The following is a 19,803-nucleotide window of genomic DNA, read 5'->3' as shown; positions in this document are numbered from 1 at the left end:
AAATCTTACTTCAGTTTCCATTGATAAGAAAAGAAAAACCGCCCGAAGGCGGTTTTTTTATTTATTGAGAATCGACGCTTCAATGATAGTTGCTAAGTATGGGTCTCTAATCCAAGTTACCAAACGTTCTGTACGCTCTTCAGGTTTCAGTTTTGCCCAGTTGATGTACATATCTTTATCAACTTTATAGCTTGGGTCTTCACAATCAGAAAAATAAGATAACTCATCTACATTTTTGTACTGCCTGCCCAACGACATCTCAAAGCTTTCAAGTTTAAACGGCGTTTTTTCCGCTGTATTACGTTGTACTAGAGAGGACACCTTTAGAACTGCTTCTTGGAATCGACCAGATGTCGAGACAACGGGTCCAAATGGTCGAAGCCCCTTGATTTCTTGCCCGTTCAGCGCTTTAAATGCGAACTCGAAACGAGACGCGTAGACCACCTTACCATCGAAATCTTCATCCATGTCTATGTTGGATAGAGCCTCAGAGACAAAATCTGCGTCTATATTTTTGTTAATCACATCGCTGTCATCTAGCGTCCATTTAGAACCGTCTTTCTTTAGTATCCCAATATAAGTAAGGTTACTTAGATACTCAGGACCAGCGGTAGTTTCAGATCCGAATACGGCTTCATTATCAAAAGTAGTAGATAGCTTTAGTGAAACTGGAACACTTTGCCATTCGAGGTTTTGTCCCTCATACGACTCTTTTCTGTGCTTGCCACCAATAAGCATAACTTCCATAGCGAATGACTTATTCGAAGTCCAATCAAAACCTTTGAGCTCATCAGCAGTAGTGAACATACTGTCTTCGTTCATAAACTGTCGTTTATTTCCGTAGTTGACCGCAATCGCACTGTGCTTAATGTCATCGATAACAGGCTTTGTCGGGCCTTTATGAACTTTACTATGTAAGACAAAATCTAGCGTTAACAAATCTTTCTCTGACACACTATTTCCGTTCGCAATAAAGCCCGATTTAGCAGAGAGTGTATAGTTATGGTTTGTATCGACTCCTACAGGAATCTGTCTAGGTGACGTAATAAATCGTCCGACTGTCTTGTCCACTCGTACTGGTAGCTTATAGTTGCTTCCAGATAGAGTGAACTCATAGGTCATATTTTTGAAGCCACCGCTGTTTACATATTCTTTGAGTACATCTTGTTGGGAGTCAATTTTTATCACCTGCCCAAAAATCGGACCGAGAGCAACTTGAGATAAGTATCCGCTATAATCGACTAAATCGTGCTTAGCGATCAAAGGCTTCACTCCAGAGAAGACATCATCGCCAAAGTAAAAATACGGTTCAAACTCACAACCAATAAGGACTTTGCCGTCTGCTTTTTCCGCCTCAAAAAATTCGGCCAACTCACCTTTGGGATCTACACTAAATTCCTCGTGTTTCATCGGCTTGAACATCAAATTAAACTTAGGTCCACTGGTATTAAGTAAACCGTCAGTGCGCTGATAAGACATCTCACACTGAAACACATTTGACGTCATCTGTTTCAGACTTTGTTTGCCTAACACCATTTGCCACTTCAAACGGTGGAAAGGCGATAATCGCACCTTTTTATTTGCTTTTAATCGTACCTTCTCCCACTCATCAAAGGTGACCCATTTAGAGTTGTCATGAGGCTCAGAGACTAATAACCTAACGAACCCTAGGTCCTCTTCTGATAATTTTTTAGACTCAACATTAAACTGTGTCGCAAACTCCACTAAGCCTCGTTGTTGATCGCGATTATAGAGCTTGTCTTGCACTGGAAACGCGACATTAAACGCCCCAGAAACGTCTTTCCTTTTTGGAGCAATATAGTTGGCTTTGTTACGAGTAATGATTTGTTCAGCTATTTCTTCACCGTAACTTTCAACTAATTGCTTGCGTCCCTCACGACGCATGAGTTCTTGGATCCACAAGTTGCACAAGTTTTCTTTTAACTCTGTGTTTAATATCCAACCATCGGTTTCAATATATCGCTGAATGTATTCATCGATAGCTAATATTCGCCACTGTTCTGTGAACTCTTGTTCGCCCTCAGCACAAGCTCTTTGAATCAAAAGCACCAAACCATTAATAGCAAGTGCACGGCGTTGATAGCGCTTAATCAGCTCCTTTGCACCCGTAGCTTTTCCTAAGTGCTCAACTAACGCATCTGATGACGTAAAATACACCTCAGTCAATTGCGTATTAATCTCAGCCAATGAATCAATAATCTCTGTGGTTTCATGGCTAAGTTGTTCAATTGCAGATACGCTTTTTCTAACCTCGTTGTAAGAAGACAAGTAATAATCAAAGAGTGCAGAGTCAAGCAACTGGGCACCACTCATCAGCATTTTTCCGCCTTCTTTGACAACGAAAAAGCCTCTTGCTGCCTGCCCTATTATAGGAACATAGCAAGCCATACCAACGATCATCTCGAAGATAGCTAGCTTGAGCTCTTTTGCAATTGCTTCTTCTCCCAAGTTCGCATTTAACTGAGCTAAACGCGCTTGCTCCATAGCCTTAAAGCCGAGTCGACTCGGTGGAATTCTCGCCGCAAACTCTTGGAGGTAGATTCGAACTTCAACACGTCGGTTAATATTAAGTTGCGCGTTTTCGCGTTTGATTTCGTTGTTTGGTACCTCGACTATTGGTCGACGTTCGCCAAAGAATCGAATATCACTGACTGAAGAAAAGAACTCAGCAACATGCTGCGCTCGCTGTTGCGAAAGGTTTTGGTTATATTCTGAATCACCGTTTTGACAGGCATGCCCTTCGATTTCAACAACGGCATTTGGAATCTTAGATAATTCTTTATCGACAGCAGATAGATATGACAAGTGCGGGGCTTGAACCTGGTTGTTATCAAAAGGAAAAACCAAGCGTAAACCAGCACCTTTATGGTCTTTAACAAACATTGCACTGTCTTCAGCAACGTCATTAGGAATGCTGTCAGTAAACGTTACATTGTCGCCTAACTTATCTATGATTTGCTTAAGTAGTAATTCCCCACTCTTCAGACTTTCTTTCCAGACTGGTACCCAGTTCAGATAATCGCGTGATACCTGCTCAAAATAACTTTTCCTGAGTTTAGCTTTCTCTTCTGCTAAGCGTAATTGCTCGCTTTTGTCAGTGATCTCTTTTATCTCATAGAAAGTGTTAATTGCATTGAGCCCAGCACCAGCAAAGGGCGACAAAAAGCTTTTGACACTGCCGTTACCTGTCAACCACGTTCTAGCAGCACTCCCCGCCACAACGTGGGCATTACCATTTCTCGCGGGTTCAATAACCTTAGTAAAGAACTTACTTTTATCAAACCCTTTCTCTTTGAGAAGCGTTTTTAAGCCCACTTGAGCTGCACGCTCAGATTCCGATGCTGCTTGGCGTAAATCTTGAAGAGTTTGGTAAGCTGCTGCAGTCGCCGATACCCCAAATGAAAACTCTAATGCAGAAATCATGGCTGGGGGTAAAGCGCCCTTGTCTACTTGCCCCCAAAACGTATTTGCTAAACTTCCAATCACGTCATGTTTACTTGACGGGTTTTGATGAATATTAATGCCAGCATTGACCAAACTTGGTGTAACTTTTGTGCCAATCTCCCAAAGTGCAGCACTCATACTGGCGGTCGTTCCACTATTCTCTAAGTTTTCAAGCTCCCCCATTCGGAAGGCTTGTAGAGCTTTAAACTGCGTAGGAAATTGGTATATCAAAGACTCTTCAAGTGAGATCATGTCGCCCGCAACAACCGCAATCTTACCAAACGGTGTCGTTTGGCTAAGCGTGATGTACTCTCGTAGCTCGTAACTGACTTTAGTAACGATACCGAAATCATCGTACTCTTTGGTTACATTGGTGGCATTCTGCGCAAATTCGGGAATTTCAACTCCAAGCTTCTGGTCGAAAATCACCTCAATGGTGTACATGCCATTAGTAAAAACGTCCGACGCCAACGGAAACAAAGCTATTGGACGACGCGAAACGCTGGTTTCATCAAGTTGTGCTTGCGTTATGATTTTTTCATCTTGCAGGTTGAGATGCTGTCCGGTCTCCTCATCAAAACGAGTGACTTTAACAATTGCATCAGCATACTCTTGTGTTGAGAATGCTACAGCGAGAAATGAAAAAGTCGGCACGATAAAGCCACGAATTGGCTTATCTTCAGGAACAGAGTCATACCATTTGTTATATGTAACTTGCTCATCAGTTAGTGCTTGAGTGCCCGCTTCATATTTAGGCGCAAGTTGTGAACGCTTTACTTCTGTGACAGCGTATTCCACTTTTTTTTCAAGCGAGTTAAGCGCTTGATCACCGCCATACCCCCTTAGCTTTTCTAAGATAGAGGCAAGGTCTGCACACGCCTTTTTTATTGGGCGAGCCTTACTCTGCGCACCAATCGCTAACTCTGTCAGCATTGACCATTCGGGAAAAGACAACTTATACGTCTTCTGCGTTAATTCATGTACTGGCGAACGCAGTGCCAAAACCTGATTGATATTGGTTTTTTGGTTTTTCTGCGTTGAATCACCCAGCACATGTAAACGGCCTAAATCGTCTGTCGCCCAAAGGGCTGCGCTTTCCTTACCTAAATTTATGGCAATGGGAAGCCGTGACATAGGGCGAACATTTTTCAACTCTTCCAATGAGGTCAGGTCTTTTTCAATATTGAGTGCTTTATATCGAGGGTTCTGTGCATCTCCAACATTAGGAAAATCGACACCAAACAAATAGATGTCTGTCGGTAAATGCTTAAAGTCATTACTCATCGCTATCTACCTCCAGAAAACGCCCACCATTAGCATCAGCGTTGTAAAGTACAGGTGTTTTTGCAATTCGACCCGATTGAACCACTTTCCAGCCTTGTGCGCCTTCGCCATTCATCTTATATCGGTAATCTGGCCCATAACGCCTGATCATTATTAAAGCTGTGCCAGTTTGTGTCTCATTACCGTTATTACTAATGTTATCAACTTCCGCATAAACTTTCTTTTCATCTCCGTCATTAGAAAACGCAAGCCAAGTTTTATCCTGTACGTTGATCAGCACCTTACGATACGAGTTTATTCCCCATACATATTTACCATTGGGGCTGATAGCAATTTGGCGGTAGATGCGCTTCTCAATATCGACGGAGTCTTCAAACTCTTTTTCAGGCAAAATAGTGTATAAGCGTTTGAGTGTCTTGGCGTCATAAACCCCCACCCCCAAGCCCGCAGCATTGATTAACTTGCCATCTACAATGACCGTATCTTCAGACAACGGTACATCTACCTCTTCTTTGGTTCCCGTCGCAAGTGTGTATTTAAAACGTTTAAAACCATCTGAGAAATAGATGTAGCTAGAATCATCCGCCCAGACCAGATATGGCTTGGTACTCGCGCTGCCCAGTTGAATGGTCTGCTGCGTTTCTAAGTCAAAGATCGCCTTTATCAAAGGCCCACCAAAACTATAGGCATAAGCCACATAACGATTATTGGGGGAACGACTCGTGACATAGTTCTGTGGTGACGCTGTACTTGGTATATCATCTGTGACTAAGCGTAAATCTGTCCCATCAATTTTCATGCTCCAAATTTTGTAGCCATTTTCGTATTCATTTACGAGAGGGTCTCGAGAGCTGACATTATTCCACCAAAACTGAATACGAGGTTTGTCATAGGAGCTTGCATCAGATAAATCTTCACGAGGCCACTCTTTTGCACGGCGAACCGCGTAGCCCGGTTTGACAGGAACCGTGCCTGGATATTCTGGCTTGGACAGATCTTCAGAGTAAACAATAAAGTTGTGCTCACTTTGCCATTGGCAGCGTGGTCCTATCACTTCTTTACGTTCAAGTGATGTCGCTTGAGCAACGTTATAACAAGCCTTTTGAGCGGGTTCTTTTTCTACGGATTGTGTTGTTGCAGTATTCGAAGTTTGATTACTTTCGTCACCACAGCCTGTTAATAACATAGCTGTCGACAGAAGCATGATACTTAACGTTGTTCGTTTCATTTTATAATAGTTCCGTGAGTTCAATGTCTTGATAAATTACTGACATTAAGACCGTTTTATCTGAGTTATGAGATCGGCAATGACGGGTTAGATTGACCCTTTTAACTTCTGGTAACCAACCACTAAACACGACTTCTTTACAATACTGATCAACAAACTCAGCCTCGCGCAAAAAAATCTTTTGGCTCCATGTCTCATCAACACACGTCAGTTGGAAAAAATCATCCGGTTGATCGCACTGAGGGTTACTTTTATACGTTATTACAATGCCTTCACTTGGTGAGTTAACAACAGCAGCAGCAACACCTTGCTCGTTTTGGCTGATGATATTGTAATCTGATTTGCTTGGCGCTTGAGTATCTAGATTCGGCAGCGAAATCACAGGTTCGGAGCTCGCATCAAAGTTATGAGCAAAAGAATAATCACTGAGGTCTACTTTAATCGCTTTCTCGTTATTCCCGCTCTTTAATTCATTGAGTTGCTGAGTATTGAGTTGAGCCCGAGAATAATAAAGAGCAACATCACTTTGTACGCTGCCGTTTATTTTGTATGGAAGCCAAATATGAGGCAAAGGAACACCAAGCGGCTCTCTCTTTGTTTTACTTCCAGCCTTAAATGGACTCAATTCGGTTTGAAGTAATTCTGTGTATGTTTCGCCTTCGTTGGGCCAACCCGCGACCACTACCTCAACTTCTTCTGCAGTAAGACCAAAAACACGGGCGCAAGCATATTCGTCCAACACACCCTCAAAGACTTTTTTACCGTCTTGGTACAACTGAAACGCTTCCCCTGACAGAAATGCTTCGGAGTCTTCGTCATATAAGCTAATATCGACTGATCTTTGAGGCGAGGACTTAGTGCTTTGGTAGAGTGATAGATCGACATCAGAAAAGCGTCCGTCGTTTTGAACTTGGATTTCTCGCCAAACTTCTGATTGCCAAACGACATAAATATAACCGCGATCAATAGATACATACCCTGAATCACTCTTATGAACTGGAACTACTGGCACCAACACGTTGTCCCACTCATCCATCTGAGTTTCTTTATCAACGGGTTGCAGGTCTTCGGCGAGTTTAAGCAAGATTGGCTGAGGTTGGTCGGAACAAGGGATTTTGATATAGAGCGTTTTGCCCTCAGCTTCGAGATCTTTAAACGTCGCGAGGCTGCGGTGTTTGTTTTTTGTATCGGCCTTGCCTACAGTCACTTTTTCTTTTTGAGCGTCCGTTTTACCCAACATCAAACATGCTGCATTACTAGACCACTGCCCTGCAAACTCGACAACGATTTTTTGATCTGGGCTTGGCTCAGAAGGTACATGCGTGTAACTACGAACTAAAGCAACATCGTCGGTAACCTGCTTGTATCCTGCTTTAAAAGCTTTGCTTTCATTCGAAGCAGATACAGAGTCAACGAGTGATTTAAGTCTAGGGAAGCTTTGCAGCTGAGAGTCCGTCAATGGCGAACGACGAGCAACGGTAGATAATGACACCCAATTGCCCTTCCCCAATTCGATTCTTATCGCAGCTAGCAATGCGCTGGTCGTGTTTTTGGCAGAGATGGAAATCTTTTGCGCCAATTCTTTAGGGAGGTTTCTAAGGATGTCATCTGAATTTCGCAAACGCGAAAGCTGTCCTATACACTCGTCCGGTGTAAGAACATAAGATAGCTCGTTGGAGGATAGCTTCGAGCTAGGTATAAATTTGCAAACTAAATGCATTTGAATTCTCCACAACCAACATCGTAAATATGGCTGCGGTGACAATTAAGCTGATAAGGCTTACAAGTACGATTTGGTCTGCGTATCCTACTTACTTAGCCATTTATTTTCAACGAGATAGAAAAATCGCCCGAAATCAAAAACACTAAAAAAATGGTGATTTTTGCTATCAAAACATGCGATTTGACCACAGTAAAAGCCAGTAACATCACCCACTCAGTCAAAATGGTAAAATCTTACTATCTAAAAAAATTTAATTTATGGACTGAAGTTAACAAAAATTGTAGTCACGTGCGCTTCAGGTAAGCACGAGGAAATTCAGAAGTTTATGAGGTGCCCTCCTCAGCAACAAACAACAAATTGACTGTTACTGAGGAAGTTTAAATAAAAAGGTGAGCGCATTACGCACTCACAAAAGTAACTGCTCTGAAGCTTGCTAGGATTAAATTTGCTTCATCGCGAGTTAAAGAGGCGAGGTATTACCCATCAACCTCATGCAGAACACTATACTCAGAGTATAGAAACGAGCATAAATATATAATATTTAAAAAGATTTTCAACGCGACACATTCACCACAGCTCCTGCCGAGCGACCATCACAATCACGTCATACACACCTAAAAGCAACATTGGCCTAGTTATTATAGTTATTCAGCCTTGTATTAAGACGATTCATTAATTCGAGTAACTTATCAATAAAGGCAATTATTTTGATAAATATCACAAAAAGTCCCAAAGAAATAAAGCGAGCTAAACGCTCGCTTTATTTATGCCGCATTTTTTAAAGTTTTGTTATCACTAAAATATCGGTTGTAAACAGCACCTAAGGAGGCTGTACTTGCGAAACGATCATAGTTAAATGTTGCTTGAGCCTCTTCGGCAGAGGCGGAAAGCTTGTTGGTACCATTTACATAAATCGTCACTACCCCCTCCTTCAGTCCTGAAAGATCTAAATCAGTTGTCCATGAGTCTGAAAGCACGGTTGCCATGCCTGTGGCTTCTGTACCATCAGCGTCGACTGCTTTGATATCTATGAACTCACCATCTTCAAATCGTTCACTGCTACCACTTACTGTCACGCTTTCCACTCCAGTAACATCGTTGATAACGTCTAGGTGTATTGTCGGTGTAATTGGCATGGAGTAAGCCGTGTTCTGACTACCGGTATTTCCTGATAAGTCTTGGTAGTCACGAACAAGCAACGCCACATTCAGCTCTGACGTGCTTGGTACCACCACATCACCAGTCCAAACACTTGGGTCCGCGGTTGCCACTAATGAGGTGATCGTCGTGCCACCTAACTCCGCTGCGGCGGACTGCAGATCTTTATCGAATTCCAGCGTTACCGTCACGCTTTGACCGATGGCTTGGTGCTCAGGCGTAAACATCACGTTAGTCAGCGTTGGCAGAGACTGCGCCAGTGTAAAGCTCTGGCTTTCACTTACTTCAATGCCCGCTGAGTTCGTCCCCGTCACCATCACGGTATAAGTGCCGTTGGTTTGGTGACTCATATCCATCGCGTCACTGGTCCAATTGCCACCGGCTTGTACCGTCGCACTGCTGCTTTTCAATACCGTCGCGCTGCCTTGGGCTTTTACTTCAAGACGCAGGGACTGACTATCAAAACGTGTCGACGTACCTTCAAATTGTAGCGTGGCTGCATGCGCTTCATCCACATTACCCACTGGCGTAATAGCTAAGGTTGGCGTGATCGGCATGGAGTAAGCCGTGTTCTGACTACCGGTATTTCCTGATAAGTCTTGGTAGTCACGAACATGCAACCCCACATTGAGCTCTGACGTGCTTGGTACCACCACATCACCAGTCCAAACACTTGGGTCCGCGGTTGCCACTAATGAAGTGATCGTTGTACCACCTAACTCCGCTGCGGCGGATTGCAGATCTTTATCGAATTCTAGCGTTACCGTCACGCTTTGGCCGATGGCTTGGTGCTCAGGCGTAAACGTCACGTTAGTCAGCGTTGGCAAAGACTGCGCCAATGTAAAACTCTGGCTTTCACTCACTTCAATGCCCGCTGAGTTCGTCCCCGTCACCATCACAGTATAAGTGCCATTGATTTGGTGACTCATGTCCATTGCGTCACTGATCCAAGTGCCACCGGCTTGTACCGTTGCGCTGCTGCTTTTCAATACCGTCGCGCCGCCTTGGGCTTTCACTTCAAGACGCAGGGACTGACCGTCAAAACGTGTCGACGTACCTTCGAATTGTAGCGTGGCGGCATGCGTTTCATCCACATTACCCACTGGCGTGATGGCTAAGGTTGGCGTGATCGGCATGGAGTAAGCCGTGTTCTGACTACCGGTATTCCCTGATAAATCTTGGTAGTCACGAACAAGCAACGCCACATTGAGCTCTGACGTGCTTGGTACCACCACATCACCAGTCCAAATACTTGGGTCCGCGGTTGCCATTAATGAAGTGATCGTTGTACCACCTAACTCCGCCGCTGCGGATTGCAGATCTTTATCGAATTCTAGCGTTACCGTCACGCTTTGGCCGATGGCTTGGTGCTCAGGCGTAAACGTCACGTAAGTCAGCGTTGGCAGAGACTGCGCCAGTGTAAAGCTCTGGCTTTCACTCACTTCAATGCCGGCTGAGTTCGTCCCCGTCACCATCACGGTATAAGTGCCGTTGGTTTGGTGACTCATATCAATCGCGTCACTGGTCCAATTGCCACCGGCTTGTACCGTCGCACTGCTGCTTTTCAATACCGTCGCGCTGCCTTGGGCCTTTACTTCAAGACGCAGGGACTGACCGTCAAAACGTGTCGACGTACCTTCAAATTGTAGCGTGGCGGCATGCGTTTCATCCACATTTCCCATTGGCGTGATGGCTAAGGTCGGCGTGATCGGCATGGAGTAAACCGTGTTCTGGCTACCGGTGTTTCCTGATAAGTCTTGGTAGTCACGAACTAGTAACGCCACATTCAGCTCTGACGAGTCTGGTACCACTACATCACCAGTCCAAACACTTGGGTCCGCGGTTGCCACTAACGAGGTGATCGTCGTGCCACCTAACTCCGCCGCGGCGGATTGCAGATCTTTATCGAATTCCAGCGTTACCGTCACGCTTTGGCCGATGGCTTGGTGCTCAGGCGTAAACGTCACGTTAGTCAGCATTGGCAGAGACTGCGCCAGTGTAAAGCTCTGGCTTTCACTCACTTCAATGCCCGCTGAGTTCGTCCCCGTCACCATCACGATGTAAGTGCCATTGGTTTGGTGACTCATGTCCATTGCGTCACTAGTCCAAGTGCCACCGGCTTGTACCGTTGCGCTGCTGCTTTTCAATACCGTCGCGCCGCCTTGGGCTTTCACTTCAAGACGCAGGGACTGACCATCAAAACGTGTCGACGTACCTTCAAATTGTAGCGTGGCGGCATGCGCTTCATCCACATTACCCACTGGCGTAATAGCTAAGGTTGGTGTGATCGGCATGGAGTAAGCCGTGTTCTGGCTACCGGTATTCCCTGAGAAGTCTTGGTAGTCACGAACAAGCAACGCCACATTCAGCTCTGACGTGCTTGGTACCACCACATCACCAGTCCAAACACTTGGGTCCGCGGTTGCCATTAATGAAGTGATCGTTGTACCACCTAACTCCGCCGCTGCGGACTGCAGATCTTTATCGAATTCTAGCGTTACCGTCACGCTTTGGCCGATGGCTTGGTGCTCAGGCGTAAACGTCACGTTAGTCAGCGTTGGCAGAGACTGCGCCAGTGTAAAGCTCTGGCTTTCACTCACTTCAATCCCCGCTGAGTTCATCCCCGTCACCATCACAGTATAAGTGCCATTGGTTTGATGACTCATATCAATCGCGTCACTGGTCCAAGTGCCACCGGCTTGTACTGTCGCGCTGCTGCTTTTTAGTACCGTCGCGCTGCCTTGGGCTTTCACTTCAAGACGCAAGGACTGACCATCAAAACGAGTTGACGTACCTTCGAATTGTAGCGTGGCGGCATGCGTTTCATCCACATTGCCCACTGGCGTAATAGCTAAGGTTGGTGTGATCGGTAATTCGTGAGCAGTATTATCCTCACCTATGTTGCCAGTCAAATCTTTAAATTGACTAACAACCAAGTCGACACTTAACAGCGCGGTGCTCGGAACTTGTACATCACCAATCCAGACCTTTTTATCTGCCGTTGCTGATAGAGAACTAATGCGATTGCCGCCAAGCGTAGCGGTCGCCTCTTGGAGCTCTTTATCAAACTCAAGCGAGACACTCACGCTTTGCCCCACGCTCTGATGCTCGGGGTTAAATGTCACATTGGTCAGTTTTGGTAAGGTTCCTTCAACCGCGATACTTAAACTGCTTCCTTTTCCAGGAATGGTGTTGATACTTTGGTAGCTATCATCCTCTACCTGTATTGTTATGTTTTTATCTTGCTTTTCTGGACTGATGTAATTAACCGTCCACGTAACGTTGTCTGAAGTGGACCACGTATCTTGCTTTAACGTTCCTGTTGCACCGTTATCACTAGCGACAAGGTGGACATCTGAGATATCAAAGTTAGTAACTTCTTCTGTAAAGTTAAACGTAAGTGTAATCTCTTCACCTCCAAAAAGAGGGGCGCTTGAGGCGGTAGAGATACTTAGCCCGGGAACGGTTGCCGCTTCCACATGCGCGTCAATAGAACTTTCACTCTTGTTATCCACTTTGTCTGTTGCTGCCACCGTGATCGTATGATCGCCTTTCGGTAACAAGTAGCTTATGACATAAGGCCCCGCTTCGGTTGTTGGCTCAGTAATCGCTTGAGGAGCCACAGTGCTGCCACCACTCACCGCTTTTGACGTGACGAGATTTAAATTTTTATCTGTAATGTATGCACTAATTTCTAGTTGATACTTATCGTTTGTCGGCACCTTAGAGGTTTGATTAGCACTTAAGCCCGAAATACTTGGAGCGTCATAATCAACAATAGACTCGATCACTTGTCCATCATAACTTTTGCCTAGTAATTCAAAGCTTGTATTCTCTCTTCCAACTGAGTCCGTCACCTTAAGGGTATATGCCCCTTGGTTATCGACGGCAAAGTTCATCATTCCATTACCACTAGATGAGATAACATCACCTGAGTAACGCAAGGAATCACCGAGGCTTGGAATAAGCTCCACAGAATATTGTGAAGCTTTCACTCTTTCTCCTTCCACCGTAGATACCGTAAACGGCTGGCTCGCCTTGGTTAAAAACAGTTTCCCACCCTGCAAACTCGTAATTCCATCGAAATCAACTGTGACTTTAGGAACACTAATATCAATGACTTTTCTGATATCAGAATACAGTCCGACGCTATCTGTCGCTTTGATATCAACCGTGATTGAACCACGCCCCTCTAACTGAGATTTTGATAGTTCAAAGTACGTAGATGAACCGTTCCCATCCTCTACTCTTTCTTCTTGATAGCTCGGGTTTAAAACCGAATAGTTTACTTTTGCCAGGCTGCTACCAGTGTCCGTTATGTCGAAACGAAAACGAACATTATCTGGATTTGTTGGCGATTCAGTTACGATAATCTCATCGCCAACACTTGGAGATGTATTGTCAACTTTAATATCAACGGTCGCTTCACCGACTCTCGACCACACATCCGTTGCAGTAATCGTTGTCCTGATCGTTTTTCCATCCGCATCGCTAGGAAGTTCACTTGTAAATGTTGAACACTTGTAGGTTGGATCATCTGCACACACCTCTAATTGTGCAAACTTCTCCGGATTATCTTTATAGTTGTAGGATTCCGTTCCAAATCTGGCCATCACATTGTCTAGTCTAGAGTTTTCATACAGCTTAATTCTGAATTTGGCGACAAGCTGCTGACCATTAATGGTTGTGTTTCCAACCGGATCAGTAATTTCGACGACTACCGAACCTTTAGGTAATTCAAGCAGTAGATCGTGCTCTGGCGTCAAGTTTCCTGCTAAATCAGATAAGTTCTTGATTTTGTATTCTTGAGTTGTACTCAGGCCATCAATAATATCGGCATAGGATTCAGAATACGTACACTTGATATTTCCAACACCTTTGGCACAAGTCGTTGGTGTATAAGCTTTGTTGCCAAGATTACGAACCAACTTTGGATATTCATCTGAACTTTCGGTATTCACGCCTGATAAAGCATCATTAAAAGAGAGCTCAAATGTGAGCATCTTCTTCTTCAAAGCTTCATCAAACCAAACATCACTTCCTTTAAAACTGTATGAGTTACCATCCACGACTGTCGGTGCATCAATATCCACCATCGAGAAATTGAACTTGTTGATCGTTTCACGCCCATTTGTACCCAAGGTTTTAGTGATCAAAGTAACAGGTGCTTTGGTCATGTTTTGCCCAACATTGACACTACAACTGTAAGGTTCTTGCGATACGTTGATAACGCCAGAAGTTGGTTGCTCATTAGTTGGTGGCGCATCTAGAGAGTTGTATTCTTCACGAACCCAACACTCTAACGTTTTGGCTTTGACCGCACTCAATGTAGTAAAGGTGACATCAAGAACACCATCAGATAAGTAATTTTGGAAGTCCAGCGGGCTTTCAACTGTTAGAACCACGCCTTCACGCTGTACGCTAAAGGTTTGGTTTACTTTTCCAACCTTTCGGTCTTTTTCATCAAGGTAACGAACTTTGTTATAAACCTTGATATCAAGTTCATAATTACCATCTTTGGCAATTTGTGTAGAAAGCAACGTTGCGGTCCAAGTGCCATCTGCGGTTTCTGAGAACGTAAAGTTAGTCCCGTTTTGCTCACCAGAAAATCTATACGTTGAGTCAATTCGATCAACGCCACTATCATCAACAATATCAAGCGTAAGTACGATATTCCCATCTTGATAGATGGTGTTGTTTGTAATTGGCGTTCCATCCGTGTAACTCATCGCCAGCGTCACCTGCGGGATTGAGTTGTACACTTTGACGGTAAAATCTTGCTCATCACTGGTTAAGGTTGTGTTGCCACGAACATCAGACCCTTTTAAACGAATCTTGTGTGTACCCGAACCTAAATCACCAAGGCTCACTTTGAGATCCTCATTGATTTTTGTACCGGGAGAGCCAGGTAATGGCTCCAGATCGCTAAACGTCCAATACTCTAGGCTTTCTCGATTGACACCATTAATTGAAACATCACCGTTTGCATTTAGGTCTAGAGCCGTTAGGTCAAAGACATAGTTACCTAAGTAGTAGTCATTCGCATTGAAACCACTTAATCCTAATGTTGGTCCATCACGATCAAGAATAACCTTGTGCGTGTTAGAACTAGACTCAAAACCATAAATATCGGTTGCTTTTACATACAATGACGTTGTTTTTTCATCTTCAGAAATGTCTATTTTATCTGTGTCACTCTTGATCAGAGACATGACAAACTCTTTAGATGAATCCGTTGGCACAATTGTCTTAATTGGCGAATCTTTACCACTTTGATACAGCGAGACTTGCTCAAGGTCTGAATCGTCTATTACGGATTTAAATCGCACGTTGAACTCACGCCCTATGACGTAGTTCTCTTTGGACAATGTGTCTTCAACCCAAGGTGTATTTAGGATGATTTCAGGGCCTTTATTATCGACTTGGAATGTGAATTTCCCTGTTGTACTAACATTGGCAGGATAAGCGTTGTCCGTCGCAGTGACGTAAAACTCATTCCATTCATCGTAATCAAATGCTTTTGAAACCAGTTGGACTTTGACGTCAGGCTGTTCACCAACTAGGTATGGTACGTCACACACCTCTGTTAGAGGGTCACAGCTTTCTAATGTCAGAGCCTGACCAGATCCGCGGCGCAAATCTATTTTTACGTTATTGCCAGAGCTTAACGTCCCCCAATCAATGACAGGTGTCCATTGGTTATTACCACCTAAACGGCTTTGAACCTGCTCACTTTTTACAATAGGAGCTTCAGAGTCGATACGAATATTGAATCTCGGAGCGGTGCTAGTTAACTCTGAAACGGAGTTACCTAAGTTGTCCTCTGCTGCTGCAACAACTAACCAATCTCCATCACCAGGATAAATCGTAGAGCCTTGATTTGAACAAATCTCGCCCGTACATAGTTTGACTTTAAACTCGTCTTTCGAGTTACTTGCAAAGTTTTCTGGTGTGTATGTTACTTTTTCACCGGTTTGCTGGTAGAAAACAAGGCCCCTCGAGGCAAGCTTATCACCAACAATATCCTCAACGTTGAAGGTTAATTCATGAGTATTGTTCGCATTTAAATAAATACCGTTTTCTACAGGTTTACCATCGACATCATTGGGTGGAAGGTAACTGGCCTTAGGGAAGTCGTTATCAATAAACACCGATTCTATAAACGGAGATTTACCATTGTAACCATACGCATTGCCATGTGGGTCCATAGCACTGGTCTCCACGGCAAACTCTATAATATCTTTTAGTTCACTAGACTGGGAGTTAAGGGTGAAGAAGTACTCTTTTCGATAAGCATTGCTGCTGTCTGAGTTTTCTACGATGTTGATGTCCAGTGGTATTTCAATATTTGGCTCATTGGCTTGATACCACATCGTGCTAAACTTCGGGCCGTGAGCGTCGGTTCCTACAATACCAGAAGGATCGTCTAGGACAATTTTAGAAACAACCTCGCCAGCGATATAAAGCCTATTACCAACCATCGTCTCTCTACCGCTTTCAATGGTTAATTTTGGCTGCGGAGGCAAGGTATCGATACTGCTACCCTCTGTATCAAAAATGTTCTTACCATTTAAGTCAGGATTAGCCATCGAAATATCATCAGCATAGAGCTGCGCGATATTGGTCTCAATACCGTATTTGCTCGCCATGATTTCATAATAGGATTGCGCCAGATCTTTTCGGTAAGTTTCGGCGCCAAACGTGTAAGAATCGAGCGTAACTTGACTTCCTCCTGCCCCTACACCATTTGCTTTTCCATCGTAGCTAAAATCATCGTAAATAGCAGATGCAAAATCTAATGAGTTATTTCTTGGCATTCTCTCGGCAATACTATCAATTGCTTCAACAAGGAATCGGTGTAGATAGTCATTTGATGGCTTGTCTGGAATCGCTTTAGTCGTAAGCATTTCATTGGTTGCATAAGACACAACCGTTGGGTCAAACCCAAAGAATGAGTTGTTATTCGTACCTGATAACGCGTAGCGCACCTCATCGAGAATTTGAATCGCACGTTCTGAAGTTTTCTCTCCCGCTGTCACTTGATCCCACTGGAAATCAAACAAACCAGTCTGATATGTCGATAGTTCAGTAATATAGTAAGTTTGAGAACCTTTGAGCTTAAAATACACACCAATATTGGCCTTGTTTAAGTCAACCGTTACTTTCTTGGTCCCTGGAGCTCTTTTCCATTGGTAATAGTATGGCTCACTGCCTTCGATACCAATTAAACGAACACGCATGAAATCATAATTCACTACGTCAGTTGTGGTTTCACAGCTCGCTACGTCAAGAGCCATGGACTGGTCACTTTCCAGTTGCTGGATAGTGGTACAACTTGCAAGTGAAGTGAATTCACCACTTGGGCTCAACCCTTCAAGTTGAGCTCGCGCACCAATAAATGGTGTCACCACTTTTATCGTTGGTAGGTCAAAGCTACTTCTAAAATATACTTCTCTTGGAGTGCTTTCGTTATCAGACTCATCGACGGTTTGAATGACTAACTTTTGACTACTGTTTTCTGATACCGATTTAAAGCTGTCACCCAAAATATCTCTTACAAACGGAATGTAATAAATGACATCCTCAACTCGCCCATTGCTATCTAACACCGTTTCGTGCGGAATTTTCGCGATGTAATCGTCATCTGATGCGGTTGTGTCAATAACTTGCTGAAGTGAGTAGTTGTTATCGTTGTTTTGGCTTACGTAGTACTTGACGACGAGCTTTAGCTTATTAGCGTTGGAGCCTAAAACCGTATCGGTATTTACGTCTGAAACTTTCACACGAACATAAGGGATTTTATTCTCTTTCAATAAATTAGCGTTGAAGTTACTAAAATCTATCCCTTTTAATGAGTTCTGAATCCCTAAACTTGCGTACGCATAGTCAATCTTCAGGAAATCGCGGCTTGCTTGAACATTGTCTGGGGTGTACGTATCTTGAGAGTAGATACCATCGTAAGTGGTTCGTTCACCATCTAAACCCACATTTACGTACGTCATTGACGTACCTTCAGGATAGGTTATCGTCTGTGCTGGCGCTTGATCGTCACGACTTACTGCATGCTGCGCAGAGCCCGTATTGCCTTTGCTATCCTTCGCTCGAACCTCAAAGACCGTCGTAGATAGGAATTCATCAGTTGGGTAAGCCTTACTAAACTCACAAGCATTTCCAGACTCTACAGTGACAGGAGAACATGTGACGCCCTCATGTAAGCCATCTTTAAATGAAATACTGACCGAACTAATCTCTTGCGAGCTTTCTTTTACAACTCCTTTCAGAACGTATTCTTTAAGTTGGTTATTAATTGCACTCGCCGATGTAATATCGATAACAGGCGCATCGTTATCCCATTCAAAGTTGATATGAAGACCCGAATGGCTGCCTGGAATTAACTCATTACCCAGTACATCCGCTGTATACAAGACTAACCGTGCTGCTGTTACGTTTGAGAGCCCTGTGGCAGGGTTCATATCTACACTATCGATCTCTTTGGTATTAATGTTAACTTTAACGTTGGTCTCTCGAAGGCCAACTTCAAAATCATCAAATTCAACCGAACAGAATGTGCTTCCAAAATCTTGTATGTCGTTACATTGAAATTCACCAGACCAAGAGCCATTAATCTGATACTGAATAAAGGCGGATACGTCTTCTACACCAATATCATCAACAATTTTTAGATCAACTTTATCGGTGCCAGCAAGTACATCACGGTCAATGCGTGTCACGATAGGCGCTGTGGTATCAATCTCCGTCCCATCTCGCGGTGGAATGACGCCATCTGTACTGCCATATGTACCTAAGTCATTAAGCTTCTTACTAAAGTCGACATAGTCGGCAGCATCAGTACCTGAAATATTGATACTTGGGTCGTTTACCACGATCAAAACGTGCTGAGATAAGTCACGTGTGTAAACGTCGCTGTTTATCTTTTTCTGTCCAAAGCTGAGGGGAGTCACTGCTCCTGAAGTCTTGCTCACTTCAAGACCATCAAGAACACCATCTGCAATAACATCCCGATATTGGATGTCAGCGAAGTGCATCGAAGTGTAGACGTTATCGCTGTTGCCGTATTTTTTTATAAGATCGTAAGAGTAAGACGAGTATGCTGTTAATAAAGCGCCGTATTGATGCCCAGTACTAGCAAAACTGCTTTGCCCACCTTTGGTAATATCAATAGGTTTGGTCTCGTTTACGTCAAAACCATACATGCTATTGATACTATCCAAAGCAGTTGAAAAGGCACTCTCATCTGTGGCCCCCTGGGAAATTTTGTACTTTGCCAAGCCTGCTGCCAAGTTCGACAGCGGAGTAAGCATTAACTTTTGCTCACTCCCCTCTTTAAAGTTCACAACACCTTCAAATTTAAGTGTCTTCGCATTACTCACAGATACCGTTTCATTTGTAAACGGATCGGTATAACTCCCCTCTTTTGCAACAACAAAAAGAGGCATTGACGAAGATTCAAACTCTAGCAGATAGTTTCCGAAGGCATCAGACGTTGTGTTAGCCAACTTCCGACCTAAGTTTCCATTTTTGAACTCGAAAACCTCAATCTTGGCGCCATTGACTGGGGCGTCAAACACCATACCGGAAATGCTTCCTTTGCTTCTAGCTGGCGGTGTGTTGTCTCCTCCATCACCACCACCACATGCACTCAATAAAAGAGATGTAAGCGTAAGACCTAATGTTAATTTCAGCGTATTTTTAGCGAACATAGTAATTTGGCAAAATATATTTTCCCGAGATTATATTATTGAAAAATATTTTCTCAACGTGACATTAACACCAACAAAATAGGCATAAACACCAAGCCAACCGTCACTTTGACTGAATTATTAAAATTATTTTTACATCCTATAATTATTAACTTAGTGAAAACAGAGGAATTACTCATGCTTTAATGCTAGTTTTTATTTAAAATATTATACTCTACGCACAA

4 protein-coding genes are annotated in these 19,803 nt (G+C 43.7%); all 4 read right to left on the bottom strand.

Annotated features, from left to right (window positions below):
• Positions 1-57 precede the first annotated feature (57 nt).
• Entirely contained in the window at positions 58-4,749 is a 4,692-nt protein-coding gene (locus R7Z41_RS07450) for an OmpA family protein (RefSeq protein WP_206970264.1), read from the bottom strand.
• Positions 4,742-5,977 (bottom strand): TolB family protein, encoded by a 1,236-nt coding sequence (locus R7Z41_RS07445; RefSeq protein WP_038893414.1) that lies wholly within the window; start codon positions 5,975-5,977, stop codon positions 4,742-4,744. The genes R7Z41_RS07450 and R7Z41_RS07445 overlap by 8 nt, the downstream gene beginning before the upstream one ends.
• Before the next feature lies 1 nt (position 5,978).
• The gene (locus tag R7Z41_RS07440) at positions 5,979-7,697 is read right to left on the bottom strand and encodes a hypothetical protein (RefSeq protein WP_206970266.1); all 1,719 of its coding nucleotides are present in this window, start codon (positions 7,695-7,697) and stop codon (positions 5,979-5,981) included.
• 767 nt (positions 7,698-8,464) lie between these two features.
• Positions 8,465-19,579 (bottom strand): tandem large repeat, encoded by an 11,115-nt coding sequence (locus R7Z41_RS07435; protein ID WP_318136344.1) that lies wholly within the window; start codon positions 19,577-19,579, stop codon positions 8,465-8,467.
• Positions 19,580-19,803 lie beyond the last annotated feature (224 nt).

Source organism: Vibrio sp. 1457, assembly GCF_033340195.1.
Classification (GTDB): domain Bacteria; phylum Pseudomonadota; class Gammaproteobacteria; order Enterobacterales; family Vibrionaceae; genus Vibrio; species Vibrio alginolyticus.
This window is presented reverse-complemented; position numbering and strand designations above follow the sequence as displayed.

What these genes read in the sequence shown, in the direction of transcription:
- R7Z41_RS07445 (WP_038893414.1), bottom strand. Translation starts at nt 5,977, where the DNA reads ATGAAACGAACAACGTTAAGTATCATGCTTCTGTCGACAGCTATGTTA.
- R7Z41_RS07440 (WP_206970266.1), bottom strand. Translation starts at nt 7,697, where the DNA reads ATGCATTTAGTTTGCAAATTTATACCTAGCTCGAAGCTATCCTCCAAC.
- R7Z41_RS07450 (WP_206970264.1), bottom strand. Translation starts at nt 4,749, where the DNA reads ATGAGTAATGACTTTAAGCATTTACCGACAGACATCTATTTGTTTGGT.
- R7Z41_RS07435 (WP_318136344.1), bottom strand. Translation starts at nt 19,579, where the DNA reads ATGTTCGCTAAAAATACGCTGAAATTAACATTAGGTCTTACGCTTACA.